The sequence below is a fragment of the Gammaproteobacteria bacterium genome, from assembly GCA_029881255.1.
Taxonomy (GTDB): Bacteria; Pseudomonadota; Gammaproteobacteria; order S012-40; family S012-40; genus JAOUMY01.
Window position 1 is genome coordinate 466,191 of the sequence record JAOUMY010000001.1, and the last position, 22,977, is coordinate 489,167.

Annotated in this window: 24 protein-coding genes; 6 read left to right on the plus strand and 18 right to left on the minus strand. The window is 46.3% G+C overall.

Annotated features, from left to right (window positions below; genetic code table 11):
* Position 1: 1 nt before the first annotated feature.
* On the minus strand, positions 2–649 hold the full coding sequence (gene thiE, locus OEZ43_02165; GenBank protein ID MDH5544365.1) for a thiamine phosphate synthase: 648 nt from the start codon (positions 647–649) through the stop codon (positions 2–4).
* The gene (locus tag OEZ43_02170) at positions 642–1,448 is read right to left on the minus strand and encodes a hydroxymethylpyrimidine/phosphomethylpyrimidine kinase (protein ID MDH5544366.1); all 807 of its coding nucleotides are present in this window, start codon (positions 1,446–1,448) and stop codon (positions 642–644) included. Before OEZ43_02170 ends, thiE begins: the two co-directional genes overlap by 8 nt.
* A gap of 73 nt (positions 1,449–1,521) precedes the next feature.
* On the opposite strand from OEZ43_02170, the gene yrfG reads away from it, so the two are divergent.
* A complete protein-coding gene (gene yrfG, locus OEZ43_02175) occupies positions 1,522–2,190 on the plus strand; it encodes a GMP/IMP nucleotidase (protein ID MDH5544367.1) in 669 nt (222 codons plus the stop codon).
* Here the strand turns inward: yrfG and OEZ43_02180 are convergent, their stop codons facing one another.
* The 10 genes from OEZ43_02180 to OEZ43_02225 all read right to left on the minus strand — a co-directional run bounded on the left by OEZ43_02180 (position 2,191) and on the right by OEZ43_02225 (position 10,448).
* The gene (locus tag OEZ43_02180; protein ID MDH5544368.1) at positions 2,191–2,355 is read right to left on the minus strand and encodes a hypothetical protein; all 165 of its coding nucleotides are present in this window, start codon (positions 2,353–2,355) and stop codon (positions 2,191–2,193) included. It lies immediately after the preceding gene.
* 73 nt (positions 2,356–2,428) lie between these two features.
* A complete protein-coding gene (locus OEZ43_02185) occupies positions 2,429–3,433 on the minus strand; it encodes a DUF4340 domain-containing protein (protein ID MDH5544369.1) in 1,005 nt (334 codons plus the stop codon).
* 18 nt (positions 3,434–3,451) lie between these two features.
* Positions 3,452–5,347, minus strand: coding sequence for a Gldg family protein (locus OEZ43_02190; GenBank protein ID MDH5544370.1), 1,896 nt, complete (start codon positions 5,345–5,347; stop codon positions 3,452–3,454).
* An 11-nt stretch (positions 5,348–5,358) separates the two neighbouring features.
* The gene (locus OEZ43_02195; protein ID MDH5544371.1) at positions 5,359–6,093 is read right to left on the minus strand and encodes an ABC transporter permease subunit; all 735 of its coding nucleotides are present in this window, start codon (positions 6,091–6,093) and stop codon (positions 5,359–5,361) included.
* The gene (locus OEZ43_02200) at positions 6,090–7,037 is read right to left on the minus strand and encodes an ABC transporter ATP-binding protein (protein ID MDH5544372.1); all 948 of its coding nucleotides are present in this window, start codon (positions 7,035–7,037) and stop codon (positions 6,090–6,092) included. The genes OEZ43_02195 and OEZ43_02200 overlap by 4 nt, the downstream gene beginning before the upstream one ends.
* A 104-nt stretch (positions 7,038–7,141) precedes the next feature.
* The gene (locus OEZ43_02205; GenBank protein ID MDH5544373.1) at positions 7,142–7,771 is read right to left on the minus strand and encodes a sel1 repeat family protein; all 630 of its coding nucleotides are present in this window, start codon (positions 7,769–7,771) and stop codon (positions 7,142–7,144) included.
* Complete coding sequence (locus tag OEZ43_02210) at positions 7,768–8,727, minus strand: pyridoxal-phosphate dependent enzyme (protein ID MDH5544374.1); 960 nt, start codon at positions 8,725–8,727, stop codon at positions 7,768–7,770. Before OEZ43_02210 ends, OEZ43_02205 begins: the two co-directional genes overlap by 4 nt.
* Positions 8,724–9,104 (minus strand): peptide-methionine (R)-S-oxide reductase MsrB, encoded by a 381-nt coding sequence (msrB, locus tag OEZ43_02215; GenBank protein MDH5544375.1) that lies wholly within the window; start codon positions 9,102–9,104, stop codon positions 8,724–8,726. Before msrB ends, OEZ43_02210 begins: the two co-directional genes overlap by 4 nt.
* Positions 9,101–9,583, minus strand: a complete 483-nt coding sequence (locus OEZ43_02220) for a peroxiredoxin (protein MDH5544376.1) — start codon at positions 9,581–9,583, stop codon at positions 9,101–9,103. The genes msrB and OEZ43_02220 overlap by 4 nt, the downstream gene beginning before the upstream one ends.
* Before the next feature lie 4 nt (positions 9,584–9,587).
* Positions 9,588–10,448, minus strand: a complete 861-nt coding sequence (locus OEZ43_02225) for a class I SAM-dependent methyltransferase (GenBank protein ID MDH5544377.1) — start codon at positions 10,446–10,448, stop codon at positions 9,588–9,590.
* A 124-nt stretch (positions 10,449–10,572) separates the two neighbouring features.
* Between OEZ43_02225 and OEZ43_02230 the strand changes: the two genes are divergently transcribed.
* The 3 genes from OEZ43_02230 to OEZ43_02240 are packed head-to-tail and all read left to right on the plus strand — an operon-like array spanning position 10,573 to position 12,359.
* A complete protein-coding gene (locus OEZ43_02230; GenBank protein MDH5544378.1) occupies positions 10,573–11,055 on the plus strand; it encodes a hypothetical protein in 483 nt (160 codons plus the stop codon).
* 4 nt (positions 11,056–11,059) lie between these two features.
* Positions 11,060–11,821: a YdcF family protein gene (locus OEZ43_02235; GenBank protein MDH5544379.1), complete on the plus strand. Its 762-nt coding sequence runs from the start codon at positions 11,060–11,062 to the stop codon at positions 11,819–11,821.
* Entirely contained in the window at positions 11,805–12,359 is a 555-nt protein-coding gene (locus tag OEZ43_02240; GenBank protein MDH5544380.1) for a phosphatase PAP2 family protein, read from the plus strand. Before OEZ43_02235 ends, OEZ43_02240 begins: the two co-directional genes overlap by 17 nt.
* Before the next feature lie 99 nt (positions 12,360–12,458).
* On the opposite strand, the gene OEZ43_02245 is transcribed toward OEZ43_02240, so the two are convergent.
* The 4 genes from OEZ43_02245 to OEZ43_02260 all read right to left on the minus strand — a co-directional run bounded on the left by OEZ43_02245 (position 12,459) and on the right by OEZ43_02260 (position 17,448).
* Positions 12,459–12,839 (minus strand): response regulator, encoded by a 381-nt coding sequence (locus tag OEZ43_02245; protein ID MDH5544381.1) that lies wholly within the window; start codon positions 12,837–12,839, stop codon positions 12,459–12,461.
* Positions 12,840–12,942: 103 nt separating this feature from the next.
* Entirely contained in the window at positions 12,943–13,428 is a 486-nt protein-coding gene (locus OEZ43_02250; protein MDH5544382.1) for a LysM peptidoglycan-binding domain-containing protein, read from the minus strand.
* 92 nt (positions 13,429–13,520) lie between these two features.
* The gene (locus OEZ43_02255; protein MDH5544383.1) at positions 13,521–16,127 is read right to left on the minus strand and encodes a response regulator; all 2,607 of its coding nucleotides are present in this window, start codon (positions 16,125–16,127) and stop codon (positions 13,521–13,523) included.
* Between the two features lie 139 nt (positions 16,128–16,266).
* Positions 16,267–17,448, minus strand: a complete 1,182-nt coding sequence (locus OEZ43_02260; GenBank protein ID MDH5544384.1) for an FAD-dependent oxidoreductase — start codon at positions 17,446–17,448, stop codon at positions 16,267–16,269.
* Positions 17,449–17,527: 79 nt separating this feature from the next.
* Here OEZ43_02260 and OEZ43_02265 point away from each other — a divergent pair, with 79 nt between their 5' ends.
* A complete protein-coding gene (locus tag OEZ43_02265) occupies positions 17,528–18,109 on the plus strand; it encodes a DnaJ domain-containing protein (protein ID MDH5544385.1) in 582 nt (193 codons plus the stop codon).
* A gap of 599 nt (positions 18,110–18,708) precedes the next feature.
* Positions 18,709–20,652, plus strand: coding sequence for a hypothetical protein (locus OEZ43_02270; protein MDH5544386.1), 1,944 nt, complete (start codon positions 18,709–18,711; stop codon positions 20,650–20,652).
* A 94-nt stretch (positions 20,653–20,746) separates the two neighbouring features.
* On the opposite strand, the gene OEZ43_02275 is transcribed toward OEZ43_02270, so the two are convergent.
* Positions 20,747–22,405: a PKD domain-containing protein gene (locus tag OEZ43_02275; protein ID MDH5544387.1), complete on the minus strand. Its 1,659-nt coding sequence runs from the start codon at positions 22,403–22,405 to the stop codon at positions 20,747–20,749.
* 159 nt (positions 22,406–22,564) lie between these two features.
* Positions 22,565–22,930, minus strand: coding sequence for a rhodanese-like domain-containing protein (locus tag OEZ43_02280; protein ID MDH5544388.1), 366 nt, complete (start codon positions 22,928–22,930; stop codon positions 22,565–22,567).
* Positions 22,931–22,977 lie beyond the last annotated feature (47 nt).

Genomic DNA, 22,977 nt, shown 5'->3' on the forward strand with positions numbered 1-22,977 from the left:
TTCACAACGCTAATTTTGAGTCTTGCACCATGACCGGACTGCTGAAAACAGCCGTATAGGCGCGAGCATTTTCTTCCGCATCACCAAAGCCGAACAAACCATGAATTGCCGCGACAGCATCAACGCCTTCATTGATCAAAGTGGCCGCATTTTTTGGCGTAATCCCACCTATGGCAACAACGGGAATTTTAAGTACACTCTTTGCTCGCCGTATAAGCCCAATATCGGCTTGAACCGCCTCAGGTTTGGTTTGTGACGGAAAAAACCGGCCGAATGCAACATAGTCAGCACCATTGGCCTGCGCCTCGACCGCCCGTTCGAGACTGTTATAGCAAGATATTCCCATAATACGGTCACCGAGTCGCCTTCGTGCCACCGTGTAACTTCCATCGGAGTGACCCAAATGTACCCCATCGGCTTCAACTGCCAGCGCCAATTCCACATCATCATTGATTAAAAAAAGCGCGGAATACTGATGACACATACTACGTAAAGACATCGCCTGTTCGACTCGCTGCTCAAAGGGCAAAGTCTTTTCGCGATATTGCAATACCCTGACGCCACCCGCAAGAGCACACTCGGCTTGTCGTAGGATGCCGGGTGACGACATGGTAATGCCATACACGCCGGTAATTTTGGCTCTACTCACCTGACTCCTCTCCAACTGCCCAGAAAAATCGGTTTGGTATCCATTGGCCCATACCGAGACGAATTGCGGCCTTTAGACTTTGCCAGGTGAATTCCTGCGCTTCACGAGCTGTTGCCAAAGGATCCAGACCCTGGGCTAGCAAGGCCGCAACGGCAGAAGCCAGGATGCAACCTGATCCATGATAATCGTGAGGTAAGCGTTCCCATTCATAGCGGTCCATCATGCGGCTGTTACCGTAGAGAACATTAATTACTTTTTCGGTATTTTCATGGGTTCCCGTCAATAAAACATATTCTGCCCCCATGTCCATAAGCTCGTGAGCACAGGCATCAAGGTTGTCGGCTTCGTGGCATAACATGCGCGCTTCCCAGGAATTCGGCGTGATAAATGTACTTTCCGGGACCAGCAAACTTGCCATAGCATCCTGGATTTCCGGATCTGAAACCATTGCACCGCCGCCAGCACGTAACACGGGATCAAACACCACCGGAATATTGCGATAGTCCTGCAAAATAGAATGCACCGCTTCCACCGCGTCGACACTACCAAGCAAGCCTATTTTGAAGCCGTGCACAGGCATGTCTTCCAGAACCGCGCGGGCTTGTTCAACTATAGTGCCTACATCCAGGGGAATGAGACCTTTTACGTTCTGCGTGTCTTGCGAGGTAATTGTGGTGATCACAGGGGAGGCGTGGCAGCCCATGCTGGCAAGTGTCTCGATATCTGCCTGAATGCCCGCGCCGCCGGTCGGATCTAATCCCGAAAAACACATAACTACGGTTGATTCAGTGGTATCCACGCCTTACCTCAGTCGTTTTGGCAATTAAGCTCGATTATACTACTTCTTCTCGGACTTGGCGGACCCAATTAAGATGAAACATGGACTAGACTGGCAGCAAATACATAGTGTTTTCCTGGATATGGATGGCACTTTGCTGGATTTACATTTTGATAACCACTTCTGGCAGGAATTCATTCCTCAGCGCTACGCAGAACAAAGAGGCCTCGCCAAGGAAGAGGCGAATCAAATACTTGTTCCCAAATTCAAGGCTCAAGAGGGCACACTTAACTGGTATTGCCTGGACTACTGGAGTGAACAGCTGGAGATGGACGTTGCATCATTGAAGGAGGAAGTAGCGCATCTCATCAATATCCGTGAAGGAGTCAACGAATTTCTACATACTCTACAGAAAACCGACAAACGCGTAGTATTAATGACTAATGCCCACCGCGCTGTAGTGAAATTAAAGATGAAATACACCGGGCTAGATTCCCACTTTGCGGCCATTGTAACTTCCCACGAAATTGGGTACCCAAAAGAGGATCCGAAGTTTTGGCGCGCGCTACAACCGATAGAACCCTACGACGCTGCACACACCTTGTTTATCGATGACAGCTATAACGTATTGCGCTCAGCTAAAAAAGCAGGTATTAAGTATTTACTCACTATCGCGCAGCCATCAAGTCAGCTTGAGCCCAGGTACACCGATGAGTTCGAGGTGTTGAGTAATTTTAAAGACATCATGCCACCCTTGGCCTAACTAAGCGCCAATCAAACCAAAGAATCCTGCAAAAAACAGCAACATTAGCGTCGCCGACGCGGTATACAAGGCAAGCGATAGCACCGTGTTAAACTTTCTGGCGCGAAATCCCAGGTAAATCAGCACAACCGTTAGCAGAAAGAGCAATAATAATCCGCGGTTCATTTCCAGCTTCTCTTATGATGCGTACAGGCAGATACTACACGACGGAGAGGCTGAAATCTCAGTTATAGCCTGACTACTTAACGATGTCCGATAGTTTCTTGCGTAAATTCGTCGCCTTAAAGGAAGGAATTTCATAAACCCAAGGTTTCCATCGTTTAGACAAATTATCTTTTTGCGCCTGTATATCTGTAGTCGCCATATCCGTAGCACTCGCGGCGACTATCAGATAGTCCTTCTCTTCCTGCTTGTAGACAGCCATATCAACCAGCAAGCCGTCGAAGGTTTCTACCTTGATTTCAGCTTTTTCCGCCTTCTTCAGGTCAACCTGACCATCCGCATATACGTTTGAGAATTCCAATTTGCGAAAATTGTTTGCTAGCGCATTGACTGCCGACGCAGATGCTGGGGTTTTGCCTTTCGGTGCATTAGCCAGGTTAAAGTCCTTATCTTCCGATTTCGCTTTTTCGATTAGTATTTTTTCTTTCTTACTTACCTCAATTGCCACGCTTTTGATTTTCGCTGGATCGAGATCGAGTATTTGTTTATCAAGCCAGTTTGCTTCATCCCCAGGAGTTTCGATGCGGCCTTTGACCAGCCACGCTTGCTCTTCTCCCTGGCGACGTATATAAAGCGTGTCGCCTTTCACCGTCCCTAAAATAACTGCTGCGATTTTATTGCCCGAGCCATCGTTTAGCGTAATAAGCTTGTTCGCTGTACCTGCCACATGGTCCTGAACGCCTAGCTTCTCATAGTTTTCGGACTTCTTGGTTTTTGGCTCAACGGTTTTCAACTCCGATAAGCTAAGAATAAGATTCTTCACATGTGAGAAATCCACGGGGTGATCGTTCTTCTCCTTTAAAACCCAGCTATCGTCCTTTTTCAAAACGGTAGCATGCATATTACTAAAACTCACTTCCACGCCAGCGACATCATTTATTCGGCCTTTGAGCTCCGTCAGATATTGATCACCACTGACTTCATCTTCTAACGCCTTGTTCTGACTGGACGAAACAACAATCGCCAGAACAAACAACGTTGCGACTGCAAGACCTAAATATAGATAAGATTTATTATTCACTTCATCTACCTCGCTTGCCTAAACAGCATTCACACTGGCACGTAAGCGCTTTTTACGCATCATTGTAAGAACCAATGCGACAATGATAATCAGAAAAGGCACGATAGTAATATTAAGAAACTTCAGCCACGAACCCAGACCCTCTATGCTTTGTGTAAGCTGGTGTTGAACATTTCTCAACTCTTTTCGCGTCTGTACCTGCTGTTCGCGAAATTTTTCAAGCTCCGTACGCTGCTCCGAACTCAAAATAACCGAACTACCACCTTCTTTCTGGCGTTGCAGCTCGGATAGTTTGCGCTCAGTTTCACGCAATTTGTCCTGCAATTGCTTTTCCTTGTCTCTGAAACGCGTCTCTGCTTCTCGCTTCAACTCTTGTACCTTTTCGAATGGTCGTGCAGAACGCCCTCGACTGCGCAGACTGATTAAGTCATTGCTACCCGTCAGATTATCGAGCGCATTGATTACAAAAGTATCGTTATTGGCCTGTGGAAATGCGATACGGTTTCCGAAGAAATTCTGCAACTGTACCCACATTTTGTCTTCAAGCATGTCGGTATCCGCAATAATAATCACATTCGAATCTTCTTTACTCTCCTTGGTTCCACTCTGTGTGGTATCACCATTTTTCAACCCATCAGGAAAGGCGCTTTTGAACTTTCCGCTTATGCGCGCAGCGACGGTTAGCTTCTCACCGCCAGCACGATAATTTCTCAACAACTCCAGTGGGCGTGCCTGAAACTGAAAACTGCTTTGTGGTATGGTCATAGCCTGATCTGACGTTTCCAGCAACGGACTGAATTCAAGCGTAGAACCCTCCTTTTTCTTCAGCCGTCCGGCGGTCCCCAACATAACTTTGCGTAATTCGCCGGTTACAAAATCAGAAGAATTGAAATTGTCTTCGTCCAATGACAGCCAGGCAACGTATTCGACTGGCTGAACTCTCATTCCGGCACGGGCATTAACTCGGGTAGCTGATTTGATGTCGCCAACAACCTGCCCTTTTACAAGCTCAACGCCCCAAGCATCAAAAAGCTTCTCCATACTTGAATCACGCTTTGCCTGAAATGAAGCCATCGGATTTTGAGGATCGGTAGGCGGCGTATCAACATCTGAGTGCGGGTCAACAAAAACCAGCACACGACCACCGCCCAGCACGAATTGGTCAATTGCGAACAGCGTTTGGTCAGAAAGCGTTTTGGGATGAACAATCATCAAGACGTCAATTTCTTGCGGAATTGATGTAACAGACGATTCAAATTTACGCACTTCGAATAGTTGTTTAATCTGCGAAAGAATATACCACTCGCCATCGCCTTGCTGTGGTCCAAAAGGGTTTGCCGGTGCGCCCCCTTCAAGGGGAAGCTCACTGATTAAACCGACAACTTTGCGTTTAGGATTCGCAAGTTTGTGCACCAACTTGGTCAAATCGTATTCAAGCGACTCTTCCTTGTCTGGCGCAAAAAACGGAACAATCTCTTCTTCATCAGTGGAACTGGTACCTACCAGGCCGAAATAGGCCTGTGTGCCCGCAGCATCGACGGGTACGCCTTGCAAACCCTTGCGCACCGCTTGATCTTCTTCGTCGGAAAAGGGCTCAGGATTCTCAACGATCAATCGAATTTTGCCGTCAGCGATATTGGCATATTCTTCTAACAACTCTTTCACTCGACGCCCATAGTTTTGTGCCACTGGAATCCCCGAAAAAAGGGCTTCAGAAAAGTAAAAGCGCAAGGTCACAGGCTCATCAATTTGTTCCAGGATTCGTTCGGTACCGTCCGACAGGGTATACAAACTGTTTTCAGTCATGTCCAGCCGCACACTTTTGAACAGCAGACCAGCGACCAAGTTAATCAATAACAACAATACACCGGCTATAATCAGGCCGGATGACGAGAGCAATTTTTTCTTATCCATGTAATACCCTCCTAGTTAGCCTTTTTCATATCGACAAAAATTACGTTGGCGAACAACCAACAGGCTATAAAAGAGACAAAAAAGATTAGGTCTCGAAAATCTATGACGCCTTTAGTGATAGAGCTGAAGTGCGTGAGGAAGCTCATGCCACTAATAGCCTCAATCAAGATTTGCGGCGCCCAGTCACTGAAGAAGTCGAGCACCATGGGGAAACCTGCCAAAATAAACGTGAAGCAGATAACCACCGAGATCACAAACGCAATTACTTGATTTCGCGTAATAGCGGATATGCATGACCCTATTGCCAGGAACGCACCTGCCATTAAGAAACTACCGACATAACTGGCAACGATTACCAGGTTGTCAGGGCTACCGAGATAGTTCACGGTTATCCAGGTAGGGAACGTCAGCAATAGTGCGATTCCGGTAAATGCCCAGGCAGCTAGAAACTTACCAATAACGGCATCACTGATGGAGATAGGCAATGTCATCAGCAATTCAATCGAACCGCTTTTTCGCTCTTCTGCCCACAGCCGCATCGATAAAGCAGGTATCAGAAAGAGATAAAGCCAAGGATGGTAATTGAAGAAAGGCATCAGATCGGCCTGACCTCTTTCGAAAAATCCACCTAGATAGAAGGTAAAGACACCGGTCAGCATTAGGAAAATGACGAGAAAAACGTATGCCACAGGCGTAGCAAAATAGTTCGCAAATTCACGTTTGAATATGGCGCGGATATTGTTCACGACAAGGCCTCCTCTTTCGCAGCGCCAGCATCTATAGTGACGCGTCGGAAAACTTCATCCAGAAAACCTTTTTGTACATGGAAGTCTTTTAGGTGCCATGATTGCTCACGAGCTAGGTCGTTTAGACCTTCAACAATCGATATCCCCTTTTCAGGGATTAGAATAACTCCCTCGGCCTGCAATTCGACATCTGCCACACCAGGTATCGCCTTGCATTTGGTCTCGACATCTGCCGGTACAGCACTGGAGAAACGCAAGACAACGGAGTTATGGTAACGAGATTTTGATTCCAGTTCCCCAGGGGTTCCATCAAACACCACACGCCCCTTCGCAATGATAATCACGCGACTACAGATCGCATGCACTTCCTCAAGAATATGCGTTGAAACGATAATCGCTTTCTCTTTGGACATTTCAGCGATCAGTTCTCGCACTTCGTGCTTCTGGTTAGGATCCAGACCATCTGTCGGTTCGTCCATTACCAAGACAGGAGGATCATGCAAAATTGCCTGTGCAAGCCCAACGCGCCGCTTAAATCCTTTGGACAGGTTTTCAATTGGTTTATGTACTACGCTCTGAAGATTCGTTCTCTTGACAGCGGCGTCGACTTTTCGCTGGCGCTCCTCACCGTGAAAACCACGAATTTCCGCAATAAATGACAAAAATGTCATCGGCGTCATATCGGAGTAGGCTGGCGCACCCTCAGGCAGATAACCAATGGATTTTTTGATTTGTACCGGATTGGACTCTACATCGTCGCCGCACACTTCAACGCGACCCGATGAAGGAGAGAGAAACCCTGTTATCATTTTCATCGTTGTCGATTTTCCAGCCCCGTTCGGACCAAGAAAACCCAGAACTTCCCCCTTATTTACACTAAAGGAAATTCCATCCACGACTATTTGTTGATCGAACTTTTTTACAAGATTATCGACTTTGATCATGCTCATATTGGCAAAACCCTTGTTTGATTTATTCGTCAGTTAAGCAATCATGGCGAATTATTCGAAAATTTTTCCCGCTGTCAAGACCTCATGTTTGGGTGTCTTTAACGACAGCGCTCAGCCAGCCAACTCATAGCTAGGCGCCCGGCTTCGACCATTTGCTCTGCTGAAAGTTCCTTTCCGACGCGCTCTCGATGACGCACCGCCTGGACATCGCCCAATTCTGCAGCGATATTAAACCACTTATAGGCTTCCATATCGTCGCGTGGCACGCCTTCGCCCATGGCGTACCGGATTCCAAGATTATTTGCTGCCTGCATATGCAAATGTTCGACCGCCACGCGATACCACTGCACCGCGATCTCGAAATTTCTTGTGACGCCATCTCCTTCAGCATACATTTGGGCAAGATTAAACTGGGCATCAGCCATGCCCTGGTTGCCCGCCGACGCGTACCAATATGCGGCTTGAGACTTATCTACCGCGCCGCCCTGTCCGTAGTAAAACATCATGGCCAGATTGAATTGCGCAGGGGCGTAACCTTGGTCAGCCGACTTTTGATACCATATTCGAGCTTCCCAAGGGTTAGCACTGAGATGCTCACCATTTTCGAGCATCACAGCAATATTGAATTGTGCAAGCCGGTCGCCGTTTTCCGCGGCTTGTTGCCATAGCTGTATGGCCTGCCGTACATCGCCAGACTTATATGCCTTTAATCCCTCTTCAAAACTCACGATTCCACCCTGTTTCGTTTCAACACAGTGTCCAGACCAGCATTACCTTGTAAGCCCCCGCTATGTAGCATAGTGACGACACTACCACGAGGGAAAAAGCCTTTGTTCAGAAGATCAAAAACACCATAGACCATTTTCGCCGTATAGATAGGGTCGAGTGGAACTGCTGTACGCGTTTCGAAATCGGACTTAAACGACAAAAGATCTCTATTTAACTTCGCGTAACCACCAAAGTGGTAATCACTAACTAATTGCCAGCTCTTGTTCACATTTGGTGCTAGATATGCAGAAATCTCTCGCTCAAAAAATCCTTCTGCCTTTAGTACCGGAAATCCTATAACGCTTCCTCTCTCGAGTTCGGCGGCTGCCACACTCATCCCAGCGATCGTTGCGCCTGTGCCGCACGCTGCACAGATATAATTTGTTTCACTGCACTGGCTATATATTTCTTCCGCAAGTTCTTGGCAACCACGTAAGGCATATTCGTTGCTACCTCCTTCGGGGATTATATAGAATTCACCAAATCGGTCTCGCAACTTTGTGACAAATTGCTCTGTCTCTTTTTGCCTGTATTCTTCACGATTTACAAAACAAAGGCGCATACCTTGTCCCGCTGCAAAGCTCAGCGTTGGATTTTCGGCATAACTCTCCTCACCGCGAATAATACCGATGGTATTTATGCCGAGAATTTTGCCCACTGCCGAAAGAGCGTGAATATGATTCGAGAAAGATCCGCCGAAACTCAGCAAAGTACCAAAGTTCTGTTGAAGTGCAGAAAAGACATTATATTTTAGCTTGCGATATTTATTGCCTGACACAATTGGGTGTGTCATATCGTCACGTTTAATCTGTAGTCGTACGCCTTGTTTGCGCGCTTCGGGGATATCCAATACCTGTAGCGGCGTTACGGCGTCGAGACAAAAAAATGATTCAGCGGCCGCAAGTGTAGCGTTCATTCCTTTTCGTATCTTAGAGAAATTGAATTCACGCAATAACGAAGACCCGTGGGCGCGGGACCGTCGGTAAAAACATGCCCTAAATGCGCATCACATTCAGAACATGTAATTTCAACGCGGCGCATTCCGTGACTCAAATCTACGGTTTCCTGGATACAAGAATCACTGATTGGCGCCCAAAAACTAGGCCAACCCGATCCCGAATCATATTTGGATGCTGTTTCGAACAATGGTGTTCCACAGCAAACGCAATGAAACACACCACTCCCTTCCACAGAATTATAATCCCCGGAAAACGGTGCTTCCGTGCCTTTTTCCCTACAGATTTGGAATTGCTCTGGCGTAAGTTTTGAACGCCAGTCGTCTTCAGTACTCATATCGCATCCAGAATTTTTTCCGCTTTACTAACATCAAAAGCGCCGCCATTTTCCATATTCAATATCGTTACGATTCCATCTTCGATAAGCATGGAATAACGCATGGAACGCTCGCCTAATCCAAAACGTGTCATGTCCATATTAACGCCTATTGCCCTGGCAAAATCTCCGTTTCCATCGGCGATGAATCGAACTTCATCCACAATATTATTGTCTTTTGCCCAGGCATTCATAACGAATGCGTCATTTACCGCAATACAGACAATATCATCTATGCCTTTTTGCCTAAGATCATATGAGTGTGAAACATATCCCGGCAAGTGTTGCTCAGAACATGCTGGCGTAAAGGCGCCAGGAACAGCGAATAAAACAACCCGTCCTTTGGAAAATAGCTCCCCAGAACTGATGTCTTTAACACGTTTCCCATCCATATATTGAAGAGAAATGTTGTCTGGAACGCGATCACCTACTTTAATCATTCAGCTATTTCTCCGCCACGATATAAGCTAACCAGGATTCCTGCTGATCAACTTCTGTTACCTTCCGAAAGTTTCCCGTTCCCACAAGATAGTCATTGTCAGGGTCATCATCGTCTTCCTCAAATTCTTCCCAATAAACGTTAACTTTGCTAAAACCTGCATCAAGCAGAATTTCATGAATTTCGGGAATAGACCACAGACGCCAATCATATTCGAATGCTCTCTCCATGCGCGAACCGTCTTCGAAATCGAAATGTATGTAACACATTAAATGGTTAGTGATAGGATTAAATTCTGCCTGTTCCCAGACATAGGTAGCGTCTTCATCCTCTATTTCCCGCTCTTCTTCAACCGTATCGATGGTTGCTGTTCCACCGAGTAAGTCCAGAAAAAACAGACCGTCTTCTTTCAGGCCACGACGGGCATTTTTGAAATAGTTTAACAAGGCCTGGCGCGTTTTGAATATGCAATAGCTGAAGTTCATCGCGCAAATAAGATCGACCTCTTCAGTTTCCACATCGACGACATTTTCGTTTAACAGTGTAATTCTCGACGCTACATCCTCACCAGCAGGTTTGAGGTTGTGCCGGATTCCCCAATCTAGAGTCTCCTGACAGATATCCACACCGATCGCGCGTCGTTTATTGTCTCGGGCCACCCAGGTCATACTTAACGCCGCCGTTCCACAGAAATCTTCACGCATTGTCCTAGGTGTGCGTCCGCGCAATTCCTTGAAGCTATCTTCGAAAAACTCGACTTCAGTCTCGGGAGCTTGAACAGATTTCTGGTAAAGCACATGGCGATCAGCTTGATCAGCCATGGTTTTACCACTCTTGTTGCCTTTACGAGCTTTTGCGTTAGTCATTTAGTCTACCTGTGCCAAGTCAGTCCAGCATTGTAGCGTTTTCATGTTGGAGGCGAAACCCACCTGACTATTCGCCCAGAACATGTTTCTTCACGTATAATCCGGCCCTTTGGCACATACTCTCATGATCTATTGCGATACCAAATTCAACACACATCTCGCTGAATTACTTGCTCTTTACGGCATGGAGCTTGTTATTGTTGACGATACCTCAGATATCCCCGGTACTTTTTGGGGAGCGCCGGAGGCAGGATTGATTGGTAACACGCTGTACGTAAGACACGATACGCCTTTACATTCGGCCTTGCACGAGTCCTGTCACTATATCTGCATGGAACAGACACGCCGATCAGATCTGCACACAAATGCCGGTGGTGATTACGCGGAGGAAAATAGTGTTTGTTATTTGCAGATTTTATTGGCTGATACTATTCGAGGGTTTGGTAAAACACGCATGTTCCAAGATATGGACGCCTGGGGTTACAGCTTTCGCCTTGGATCGGCACGCGCCTGGTTTGAGCAAGACGCCGATGACGCATACATCTGGTTGCGTAAAAATGGCATCCTGGACGAAGCGGGCAATATCACCTATCAAATCAGGATCTAAATTCGTGGGATTTTATATAAGCAAGTTCATTTCTGAATGGATACTTCCGCCGGGTGGACTGATATTGTTGCTAGTAGCAGGAATTTGGCTGAACCGAAGGAAGAATGCTTGGGGAACACGCCTCATCTACTTTGCGACTTTTGCATTGTTTATACTCACGCTGCCGATTGCATCCATGAGTTTGATGTCCATAATAGAGCCTTACCCTGCAATCGCACCCGATAGACTAACTGGCCAAAGTGCGCAAGCCATCGTCATTCTCGGAGGTGGCCGTAGTTACGACGCGGCGGAATACCAAGGCGATACTGTTTCCGAGGTGACACTGGAACGACTACGTTATGGCGTTTTTATCCAGCACAAAACTGGATTGCCGATTTTAGTAACAGGTGGAAGCCCACTGGAAGACCGGCAACCAGAAGGTTGGCTGATGAGTGAAACACTTAAACAAAGTTTTCAGATTTCGCCCCAGTGGGTGGAAGATGAAAGCGTAAATACAGCCGAAAACGCGATCTTCAGCAATAAGATATTAAAAAAACAAGGAATACGCCGGATTCTACTAGTCACTAATGCCTGGCATATGCCTCGCGCGGTAACAATATTTGAGGCGCAAGGCCTGGAGGTAGTAGCCGCACCAACGGCGTTTGAAGGGTTTAGTAAAAAGCCTCTGACATTTTTTGATTTTATTCCTAACGCGAAGGCGTTTCTCAAAAGCTACTATGCCATACACGAATTGCTTGGAAGTTTCTGGTATGCGATACGCTACTAAACAATTTTACGTGCGCTATCTACTAATTTTGTTTGCCATACACCTACTGGTAAACACGGCCCATGCTGAGTATACAGCCATCGAACTCGGCGGTGATATAGGTCAAGTAGCCTTACCTGTCACCGCGTTACTGTTAACACTTCACGACAACGAATACGACGATACCAAGCAATTTTTAGCCGCCTACACCACAACAATAGCGATTACACACATCGGAAAATTTGCAATTAATGAGACACGTCCTAACGGTGGGGATCATTCTTTTCCTTCAGGCCATACAGCGTCCGCTTTCGCAGGGGCAGCGTACATTCATAGCCAATATGGCTGGCGCGCAGGCATTCCGGCATATTTGGCGGCAAGTTTCGTCGGATGGAGTCGCGTCTACGCAAAGAAGCACTGGCCGCATGATGTAGTCGCCGGCGCAACGTTAGCTGTCGGGGTGAATTATTTTTATCGCTATCTATTCAGACACGAGTTAGCCGTCGGTCCCAGCTATAACGGAAAATACAGCGGAGTACAGTTTCGAGCGGCATTCTAGAAAAAATTATTGCCTTTAGAGTGGGATTGTTGAGGGGGAAAGACCTAAAATAGTATCAGGTCGTGGCTTTACAGCGTTTCGCATAAAACCCAAAAGGGGTTAACTATACTCAGGGGGCAAATCTATTTTCAGTGCATTGGCAATATTCTTAACGACTACATTTGCGTTAAACGGCTTAACGATGAAACCACTTGCGCCTTTATCCACAGCTTCCTTGACTTTCTCTTGTGTAGCATTACCGCTAATCATCAATATTTTTGCGTTGGGCAAAGCTTTTCTGGCTGGCTCAATCAAATCCAGGCCGCTACCATCCGGCAACATAATGTCCAGGAACACGACATCCGCTTGATGACTTTTTATCGAAATGTCGGCATCCTTAACTGAAAAGGACTCGTGTACGACCTCTATCGAGAGTTCTGACAGAATCATTCGTAGTACCTGCCGGATAAAGCTATCATCGTCTACAATAAGCGCTTTCACTATATTCGTCCTAATCTTACTGCCCTAACTCTGTTATCGGTATCAATCCAAAAGATTTTATATTTGATGGAAATTGAAACAATTTGTGACAAAAAACTACCGGTTATTGCATGTTCTGCAAGAAAGCCAGGTCAGACTTTTCTGTCTTTCCAAGTTTCCAGACACCACGTTTTTTTGCATGCTTTATAGCAAGTTCAGCCATATTACCGCTATGGTTATGTTGAATAGTCAACACCATACCCGGCTTAATCAAATCTGGATCCTTTACTCTGGCAACATTACTCTGAAAAATTAGTGGCCATTTCAAGGCGTCGCCATAGACATCAAGTTTTGCAGCGATCTTCCATAATGAATCGCCTTTTTTTACCAGATACCGACTGGTTTTAGGCTCCGACTCAATTTCAATTTTAGTCTCCACGACTTCAATCGCTGGCTCGACGATTTCCTCAAGCTTTTTAATGGGGGCCTGTTCAGGCGGCTCGGCTGCAGCAATTGCTTGTTCAGGCTGTGTGGGCGTTGTAGCCTTCGTGCAGGCCATCAATATTACTCCAACCACAAGGATCGCGCAGATAAGCATCCTGTCAGACATCAGTCTTCTCCAGATTTCCGGTATCACCAATATAGCGGTTTACCACTTTCAAAATTTATCTCCAATAAAGCATGGCTTTTATTTTGACTACACTATCCAACCATTTCTGTTTGCCCAAACACGTCCGCTTCGATTAAATCCCATTTGCACAGTAAATTGGCGAGTCGATCAATATTAATTGGCTTAGACAAAATGTCGTCTGTTCCTGCCCTCATACAAGCTTCAGTATCTCGCTCGCTAAGTTGGGTACTTAGGAGCACAACAGGAGTTCCCAACGCACGTTCATCCTGATTTTCTTTTTTCGAACTAGACAGGCGTGCCTCGTAGCCTTTTACGCGCTGAACAAACTCAAGTACTGGCACGTCTGGCAACTGATAGTCCACCAGTAACAGACCATAGCTACGGGACTTAATCGCCTCAAACGCCTCTTTTTCGTTTTCAGCCAAATCTGCCACTACGCCAAGACGAGCCAACATACCTACAATCAACTTTTGATAAGTACGATTATTTTCGACAACCAATGCGACCGGCGTGTTTTCGTCCTGTTCGCGCAAACTATGTCTTGTTACAAGCTCATTGCTATATGAATCCGGCAACTCTCTACGCAGTTCCAGAAGTGCTTTTTTCAGATCGCTTCGATTAATTGGCTTTGTCAGATAGGCGCGGATACCTAAGTCCTTCGCAACCATGCTGTCACCGGGTATCCCATGCGACGTCAAGAGAAGCACTTGGATATTTTGTATGTTGACGTCTTCCCTCATATGTCTCACTAGTTCAAAAGCTTTGTCCGTAGCAGAGCTAATTGAAATATCGAGAATGAGAATGTCATATGGTCTATTACTTTGTTTCGATCGACTCAGAATGGAAAGTGCGCTTTCAAAATTGCCGCTCGTGTCACAACTCACACCCCAATTACTAAGAGCCGACGCAATACTCTTTCGATTGCTCGCATTTTCTCCAAGCATGAAGGCCGTTAGCCCATTTAACTTGCCTTTAGCCAAAACGTGTTCTATAGAATTTGCAACTTTCAAAGGCAGGGTTAGCCAGAATGTGCTTCCACCTAGCGAGTTTTCACGAAATCCAATCTTACCCCCCATCATCTCCACCAGTTGTTTGGTTATGCTAAGACCCAGACCAACGCCGGTGTTTTCTCCTTCGGGAATGATTTCTGTTTTTTCAAATTCGGTAAATACGGTGTGCGCTATCTCCGCGTCGATTCCTACACCGGTGTCGGTTACTTCTATTCTAACCGTTGCCTTGCCATCTTTGAGTTTTTCGAGCGTAACATTGACAGAGATGTCGCCGTGTTCAGTAAATTTCACGCCATTTCCGATTAGGTTAACCAGAATCTGGCGCAATCTTGTGGGATCACCAATTACTCTTTCTGGAACCTCTGCATTCACCAGACTTACAATATCCAGTCCTTTTTTGTATGCTTCTACCGAAAGAATTTCTGTTACATCTTTTATAGTTTGACGTATATTGAATTCGATTTTGTCGAGTTTGAGCTTTCCTTTTTTCAAAGCTGAGAAGTCAGTAATCTCGTTCAGTAGCTCTAGTATCCATTCACTGTAACGAGTCGCCAGATCAAGATACTCTTTCTGCTTGTTGTCCAGACGAGATATCCGCAACAATGACAACATTCCAAGAACATTATTCAGCGGGGTACGAATTTCGTGACTGATATTTGCCAAATCTTTCAGCCTTACACTTGCGTCATTTCCGGTATTCTTTCCACTACCACCTTTACGCATATTGACATCTGGGACTACCAGCGAACCTTTTCGCACATATCGTTTCCGCTTATTACGAAACACTATCAGAAAGATTGCTGCAACTAGGAATAGGGAGCCGGCCGGAATAAACTTATCCAGAACACGTTGCATAAGCAAATCATTTTCCATTTCCAGGAGAAACGAAAATTTGAATGCGTCACTGTTTAGATAGGCCCAAATAGCGCCATCCGACTCTAACACTGGCACATCTGTCGCTTCGTTCACAAAGCTAAGATAGACCTTCTTCGCCGTTTTTTCAGGACGACTTTCTTCGCGTACCTCGAATGCTTTTTGGAAAATAATATTGGCTTGTTCATCTATGACGTACACATGATTAAATTTGAAGCTTTCACCAAAAGAGGTAAAGTAGTCGGCAATCGCTGATATATCCAATCCAAGACTGATAACGCCAACGGAAAATCCGTCTGCCATCAGCGGAATGGTGAATTCAAAATTCGTTTTTTCGCCGTCAAATACCAACGTACCTACGGATTCAAAAGGCCGTTGTGCCATCCCGCGCTGAAAGAAGGCATCTTTCTCCACATTCATGAAATGTCTGGAGGGGCCATTTTCATCAACAACTATCCGTTCACGGCCGTACCGGTCGACCAGACGAACGCTTTTGACGAATTGTTTGCGCAATTTGAGGAATTGACGGAAATAGTCTTCCACATTACGTGCGTTACGCGTTACCTGGCTTCGAGGCACGGTACGCGCGGCAATGCGTATTGCGGATTCATGACGCGCCAGAAATTGCAGATCTGACTGCCACTCAACAACCTTGCGCTTAAAGCCATCCTCGGCAATCCGCATGGTTTGCGAGGTGCTGGCTTTAATATTCTCAATCACCACTTGCCGCATAAGCAGAAAAATACCTGCCAAAGAGACAACCAGGATCAATGTGAGTAATGCTAATCTTTTCAAGACGTTCCCAGGACACTGAATTTATAGTCGTGATACCTGGAATATATCGACAGCAAGCGACCTAAAATTCAGTGCCCATGGGAAATTTACTGATACATCCTGGCAAATTGCATAACGATGAAAAACAATAAGTTAGGATCTAGACGATAGAACTCGCGGGTTTCAAAGCCTGTCCAAGCTTAATGCCCGCCTGAATTCCAGGCTTATATAAGCCTTCTAAAGATCGCGCTGCGATGTTTGCAGGAGTCATCTTGATAATCCCGTTACGTATTGCTCTAACCATCCCGTTTTGCGCGTGTGCCAAGCGCCCAAAAGAGTAGGAACGCTCACGAAACAAGTTCACTCGCTTTGTTCGGCAGCGGGATATACCGTTAATCAATTGTCCTTTTCCACTAACACGATAGGATTCAACCAGGGCTGCAACATCTTCAAACGCCATTGCCGCGCCTTGCCCCATATTTGGTGTCATTGCGTGTGCAGCATCACCAATCAGAATGACATTTTGGCTCCCCCATTCCAAGGGTAAATCTCCGAGCGCATTAAAAAGTATTTTTTGTTCTGTTTGTACTGCATATTTCAAGAGATCTTCGGTGTGTAACGAAAAATTTGCAAATTCTTCAGGACGCAGTGGTAATTCCTGGCGAAGGGTAAAGTCAAATTGCGGATCGCTTTTCACTAAAAACATATACAGTAGATTATCAGCCAAAGGAATTAAACCGACTCTTTTTTCAACGCCCCACATTTCCAGCGCGTTTTGTTGCTTATATATGTTAGGCACGACTAAGCGCCAGCACACCTGGTCAGAATAACGGAATTGCTTAGTCGATTCCTTACCGAGGATAAAGTCACGTATTTGCGAATGTAGACCATCTGCTCCAAGAACGAGATCATAATCACATGTGAAACCATCTTTAAATGCGACTGTTACATAGTCGTTTTCTTGCGTTTCCAGCGATTGTATTTGAACGCCAAGCTTAAGCGTTACGCCAGCACAGGAATTCAACAAAACTTGGTGCAGTTTTCCTCGGTGAATCGACACGATTTCGCCCAATTTTGAACTCGCTGCGCCCAGTAGTATGCGACCTTTTTGATCGCGTAATTCCACACCGGGTAACACACAACCTGACGACCGAATAGCGTCTCCTAAACCCAGTGCATCGAGAATCGCCAACGCATTTGACTGGAGCATAATTCCCGCGCCATCGAGATTCCATTCCGTTCTTTTTTCAACAACAGTGACCTCAGCACCCATACGACTCAGCGCAATAGCGGATGTGAGCCCTGCAATACCGCCACCAACGATGAGTATGTTTGAACGCATAGAACCTCCAGTTCAAGAATTGATACAGTGAAAAAATATAATGTGTATATACGGCATAGATGTTGATTATAGACATGTCATGCACTCAGTCGTAAAGCCCCTATGCCGCAACTTAGAAATCATTCTACGTGAAAACCCACGAGGGATTAGCGAATATGAATTGATCTCCAAGTTGAAAGCGCAAGGTTTATTTTCCCATGAACCTGAAGTTGGTGGGCATCTCCAATTATTTCGCGTTCACTTTCTACTTTTTCATTGTCTTTACTTGCTAGACCAGGAGCTTACTTGTCAAAAAAAGGGCCGACTGGAAATCAGCGTTCTGAAAATTCGACTAGATGACACGATGGCACAGTCTACCGATTTGGGATTTCACGATCCGTTGCGGGATTACTATCTCGACATTTCCAATCTACACGATACGAGTGCAGAGGAGGTCGAGTCTCTATTAGGTAAATTCTGGGATACATTCTCGCGCCTGGAAGGCAGACAAGCGGCGCTCGAAGTCCTCGGCCTGGTTGACCCTGTAGACAACGTGGAGATTACTGAATGTTATCGCCGTCTAGCAGCCACCCATCATCCAGATCGTGGTGGCAACAAAAGTCGACTACAAGAAATCAATTTTGCCTATCGACAACTCATTCAAAAAAGCACGTCCTCGTAACCACCTTCAGGCCAAGAATCTTTCAGGGTTCCACAGCGCCAGTCGCAAGTTGCTGAAATTAACCGGCAAAACATTCCCCAATCCTTCCAATATTTAGCCAGCAAGAAACAACTACTTAAATAGAAATCTTAACTTCTGTTTTCACAACAGAACCGGCAATTAAACCTCGCCGCTGAGAATAGAAATCTTGCTGGTTGACCATGCAATAAGTCTAGATAAAGGAGGGCCATTTAAGGTTACAAGCGCAATTATTCGGACAATTGGCTAGAAGCAGTCTGATTTTGACATCTGGACATAAAATTCACCTCTATTTCAAGAAGGCGAACATAAAATTCTAGTGTTTTAGTGCGGTTTGGTTGACAGAGCTGGTCATATAGACAAGACTCAATATAAGACAAAATAAAAATCACAATAAATCAATAACAAGAGACGTGGGGAATATAATGGGAAATTCACAAACTACGGCTGCAATCGGCGGCTACATCTGACGAGCCCGATAAAATTTATAACAGGGCCGGAAACGAAATAACACTTTCAAAATACTTTTCGATTCCCAAAGCCCCAGATCAACAATCAGGCAAAAGTCGTCAGGTGTGTCTATGGTGGGAGCGCAATTCAAGGATATAACAATCCTTCGAAGCAAGGTGTTTTTAGCGCAACTTGTTCTCGTTGGCGCTGTGCTATTGGCCTCATCATTTGCCCACGCCAATACCACCTCTTACGTAAATACAAATAATTTGCCTCTCAGTCACGGCGTATTCAACTATGCTTGCGAAAGCTGTCACCAGGCAGATGACTCCCCCATACTAAACATCCAGCATGAGCAATTTCAAAAAACATGTCACGAGTGTCACAATACTTTCGTTGCAACAGGTCCGTCACCGCAACACATACCTGTTACAAGTAGCTGTGAGAACTGCCATCAAACAGATCGCTGGGAGATTAGCTATTTCGCACACAATGTAGACGAGGTTGGATGCAATAACTGTCACAATGGCCGGATTGCAATGGCGCCTGGGATAGAACACACCGGTCACGGACAATGCGACGAATGTCATAGCACCGATGACTGGTCTGTTACCCTTGCCCAACTAGCGCCTAAGGGACGCACGACATCGATCGGCATGCTCGCCGTCGGCCAAGGTCCAAATCATATACCTTCTAGTACGAACTGCCCGGCTTGTCATACGACAACAGCATGGGTACCTGTTTTTACAGTAGATCATGCAGAAGTTATTGGCACATGTCAGTCCTGCCACAATGGCTCCACCGCACCGGGGAAAACCACCAATCACGCAGCCACCACCGACGATTGCGGCGCATGTCATACAACTCAGGGGTGGCGCATTGGTGTAGTAATGGATCATACACAGGCATTAGGCGAATGCGCTGCTTGTCACAATGGGCGAAGCGCCTCCGGCAAGTCGACATTACACATTCCTGTTTCCGATAATTGTGGTGCATGCCACAGCATAACGGCCTGGTCACCGGTCTTGATAGTTGATCATGCCGAAGTCATTGGTGATTGTGTTTCATGCCACAATGACCGTCGTGCAATGGGCAAACCTGCCGGACACATACAAAGCACAAGGGTCTGCAGCGCATGTCACACAACCGGATCTTGGCTAGAGATACTGGCGGTAGATCATAATGAAGTCATAGGAACATGTAACAGCTGCCATAATAGACCCGCCGGCCATATAGCAACAACGAATGAATGTGGCGCGTGTCATAGCACCACTGGCTGGCTGAACGTCGTCGCCGTTGCTCACACCGAAGTCCTTGGAGGATGTTTCGACTGCCATAACGGCAATATTGCTGCTGCAAAATCCACGAGCCACGTTAACACCAGCAACTTCTGTGGAAACTGCCATTCCACTGCAGCCTGGGTACCGGTACTTGCCGTCGATCATAACCAAACCACTGGCGCATGTATCAGCTGTCATGATGGTTTCAGTGCAACCGGAAAGAGACGTATACATATTGCCAGTAGTGATCGTTGCGAAAGCTGTCATAGTACTAGCAGTTGGACGCCAGCGACGGTAGTAGATCACCAGGAAGTGATGGGGAGCTGCAGAAGTTGCCACAATAACAGTGTTGCTCCAGGCAAATCAGCACGCCACATCGCAACTTCAGATGTTTGTGATGCCTGCCACACGACTACTAGCTGGTTCCCAGTTGTACTCGTCGATCATAACGAAGTTGTTGGATTCTGTAGCGACTGTCACCGTCGCCCTGCAGGTCACATACGCACAACCGATTTCTGTGAATCTTGTCATGACAGCAATGGCTGGGTTCCTGTATTTACCGTAGATCATAACGAAGTATTAGGGCAATGCAGCAATTGCCACACCTTGCCAGCAGCGCATGGTGTAACCACCAATCTTTGTAGCGCATGTCATACCAACACCGTGAGTTGGGCTCCTGTGCTAGCCGTAGATCACACTCAGGTAATCCAGTGCGCATTCTGCCACCCACTACCAGCGGGACATGACCCAGTAACACAAGACTGTAGTGCGTGTCATACGCCCGGTGCTTGGTAAGAAACTTTTTAGCGTTCTTTGTAAGCGCGTCTACTTGATCAAAGGAAGCGAATTCCGGCATGCAAGTCGTTCTTTGCCTACCGATCAAGGTGCGCTAAAGCCGCTGACTTTCGTCCAAAGTTAAAACTGGCGAAAAGTGGGTCACGGCATGGCATGCATGACATAGTTCAGTCGTTTGAATATGTGAATCCGGTTTTCCGGGGACGAAATTCCCACTGTGGCAAACGGAACAATCGTTGGCGTATTGAGTGTGATCTATGAATACCGATAGCCAATCCAGCTTGGAATGACACCGTTCACATAGATCACTGGTTCCATTGTGGACGGTATTTTCCAGATAATGATTTGTGTCTATGTGACAATCGAAACACAAGGTATCGTAAGTTGTTTCGTGCGCGCTTGACCCATACAGGCTTGTCCAGTCTGTTTTCACATGACAAAACTGACAGTCCTTTTCCGTTGGCACATGACCATGTACCGCTAAATAGTCATGACAATTCCGACACGTTCCTAGCGCCTTTGTATGCTCAAGACGCAACGAGGTTTTCCAACTAAATTTCGTATGACACGCCTGGCAGCGACTCGATGTTACAGGATGCCTGGCAAAGATTTTCTGCGGAAATTTTCCGTGGCACTTTGCACACCCGCTGACAACACCATCATGCTTGTAGCGTTGTGCGGCCTGGTCCATAACCAGTGAATATACTGAACCGGGAAGTTGGCTACCCATATACCAGAAACGCGCACTATGACATCGCCCACAGTCAGAGTAGGTAAACTGTTCGGATGGATGCGCTTCATCACCTACCCCATTTGTACCATTATGACAATCGGCACAAAATAATCCGCCATGTTTGGTTGTTACCACTACCGTGTCAGAATGCGACAGTCCCAAGGTGTCCCTAACCACAAGCTGCACAACATAGTCGCCACGGATATCCACGCTCAGTTGCGATTTTGAACTTTGGCCGTTCATAACATGGGCCTGGCTTGTCGGCGGTTTAGCAATGAGCTCCCACTTGTAAAATAGGCCATCATTATTCGGATCGTAAGAGGCGCTTCCGTCCAGGGCATATACACCCGGATTATGTATTAGGATATCTTTCCCTGCCTCCGCCACCGGGGGCAAATTGACTGTTGGCTGCGGGTTAGGTGAGGCTTGGTCGGAAACGTCGATGACAATAATTGCCGGTTCACTTGTTTCGAATCCGTCGGTTACCAAAAGATGTAAAACATAAACGCCTGTCGCGTCCAATCGTAATTCAGTCTTTACTGCCAATTGATTAGCAATGTCACTTTGGCTTCCGTCGGGCTTGGAGATTATCTGCCAGTGAAAAGTCAACTCGTGTCCATCACCATCTGAAGAACGACTGCCATCCAGGGAAACACTGCGCCCTACCTCCGGTATACCGAAGAAAACCGGCTTCGCAAACGGCCGTTGATTCAGCGCTGTAACGATGACTTGATCGGGCGCACTATTTAGTTGTCCATCATTCACATGAAGCTGAAAAATAAAAAGACCAGGACGGTCTGGGACAAATTCAAACCCTTGTTGATCGGCTTCGATCAAGATTAAGTTAGAACCCGATGGTTTACGAACTATCTCCCAATGATAAGTAAGACGTGCGCCCTCCAGATCGCTAGAGCCAGCGCCATTTAGTGCAATACGGGTCCCAACGATTATTTCCCTGTCAGCACCCGCATCAGCAACAGGCGTCGCATTGGCTTTTTCCACATCTGCCACTCTCGGCAAACCCGGTTCCTCACAAGCCCAACCACACAACGCAAAGACTGCTACACAACAGAACGGCCAAAACCTGCGCGTATATCGCACATCCTTTCCCCACTGAAATATCAAACATGACTTGTTTTTTTATTTACAGCATAGGGAATATCTAACGACTGATCAAACTTAAACCGGATTCTTTCTGGCAGACATCAACGCATCAAATCCTCCGCCATTATGTACATTGCTGAAACCGGCAGCGCGCAAAATACTTTGCGCTTTACCTGAACGACTTCCACTACGGCAATACACAACTATTGGCCGATTCTTATCGGCACCAAATTCACTCAAGCGTTGACTCAATTGATTGACCGGTATCAGTTTGGCACCCGGCACGTGGCCAGACCTGAATTCGCCAGGTGTCCGAACATCCACCAGCAAGGCGCCTTCGTTAATCATTTGCCAAGCCTTTAGTTGGCTCTCATTACTACAAGCGCTGAGAAGACTAAAGCCTAACAGCATGACAACAAATGTAACTACCTGTTTTTTCATTCAATACCTCCAGATAAAACAAAGACACTGTATTAGCATAATCTAAT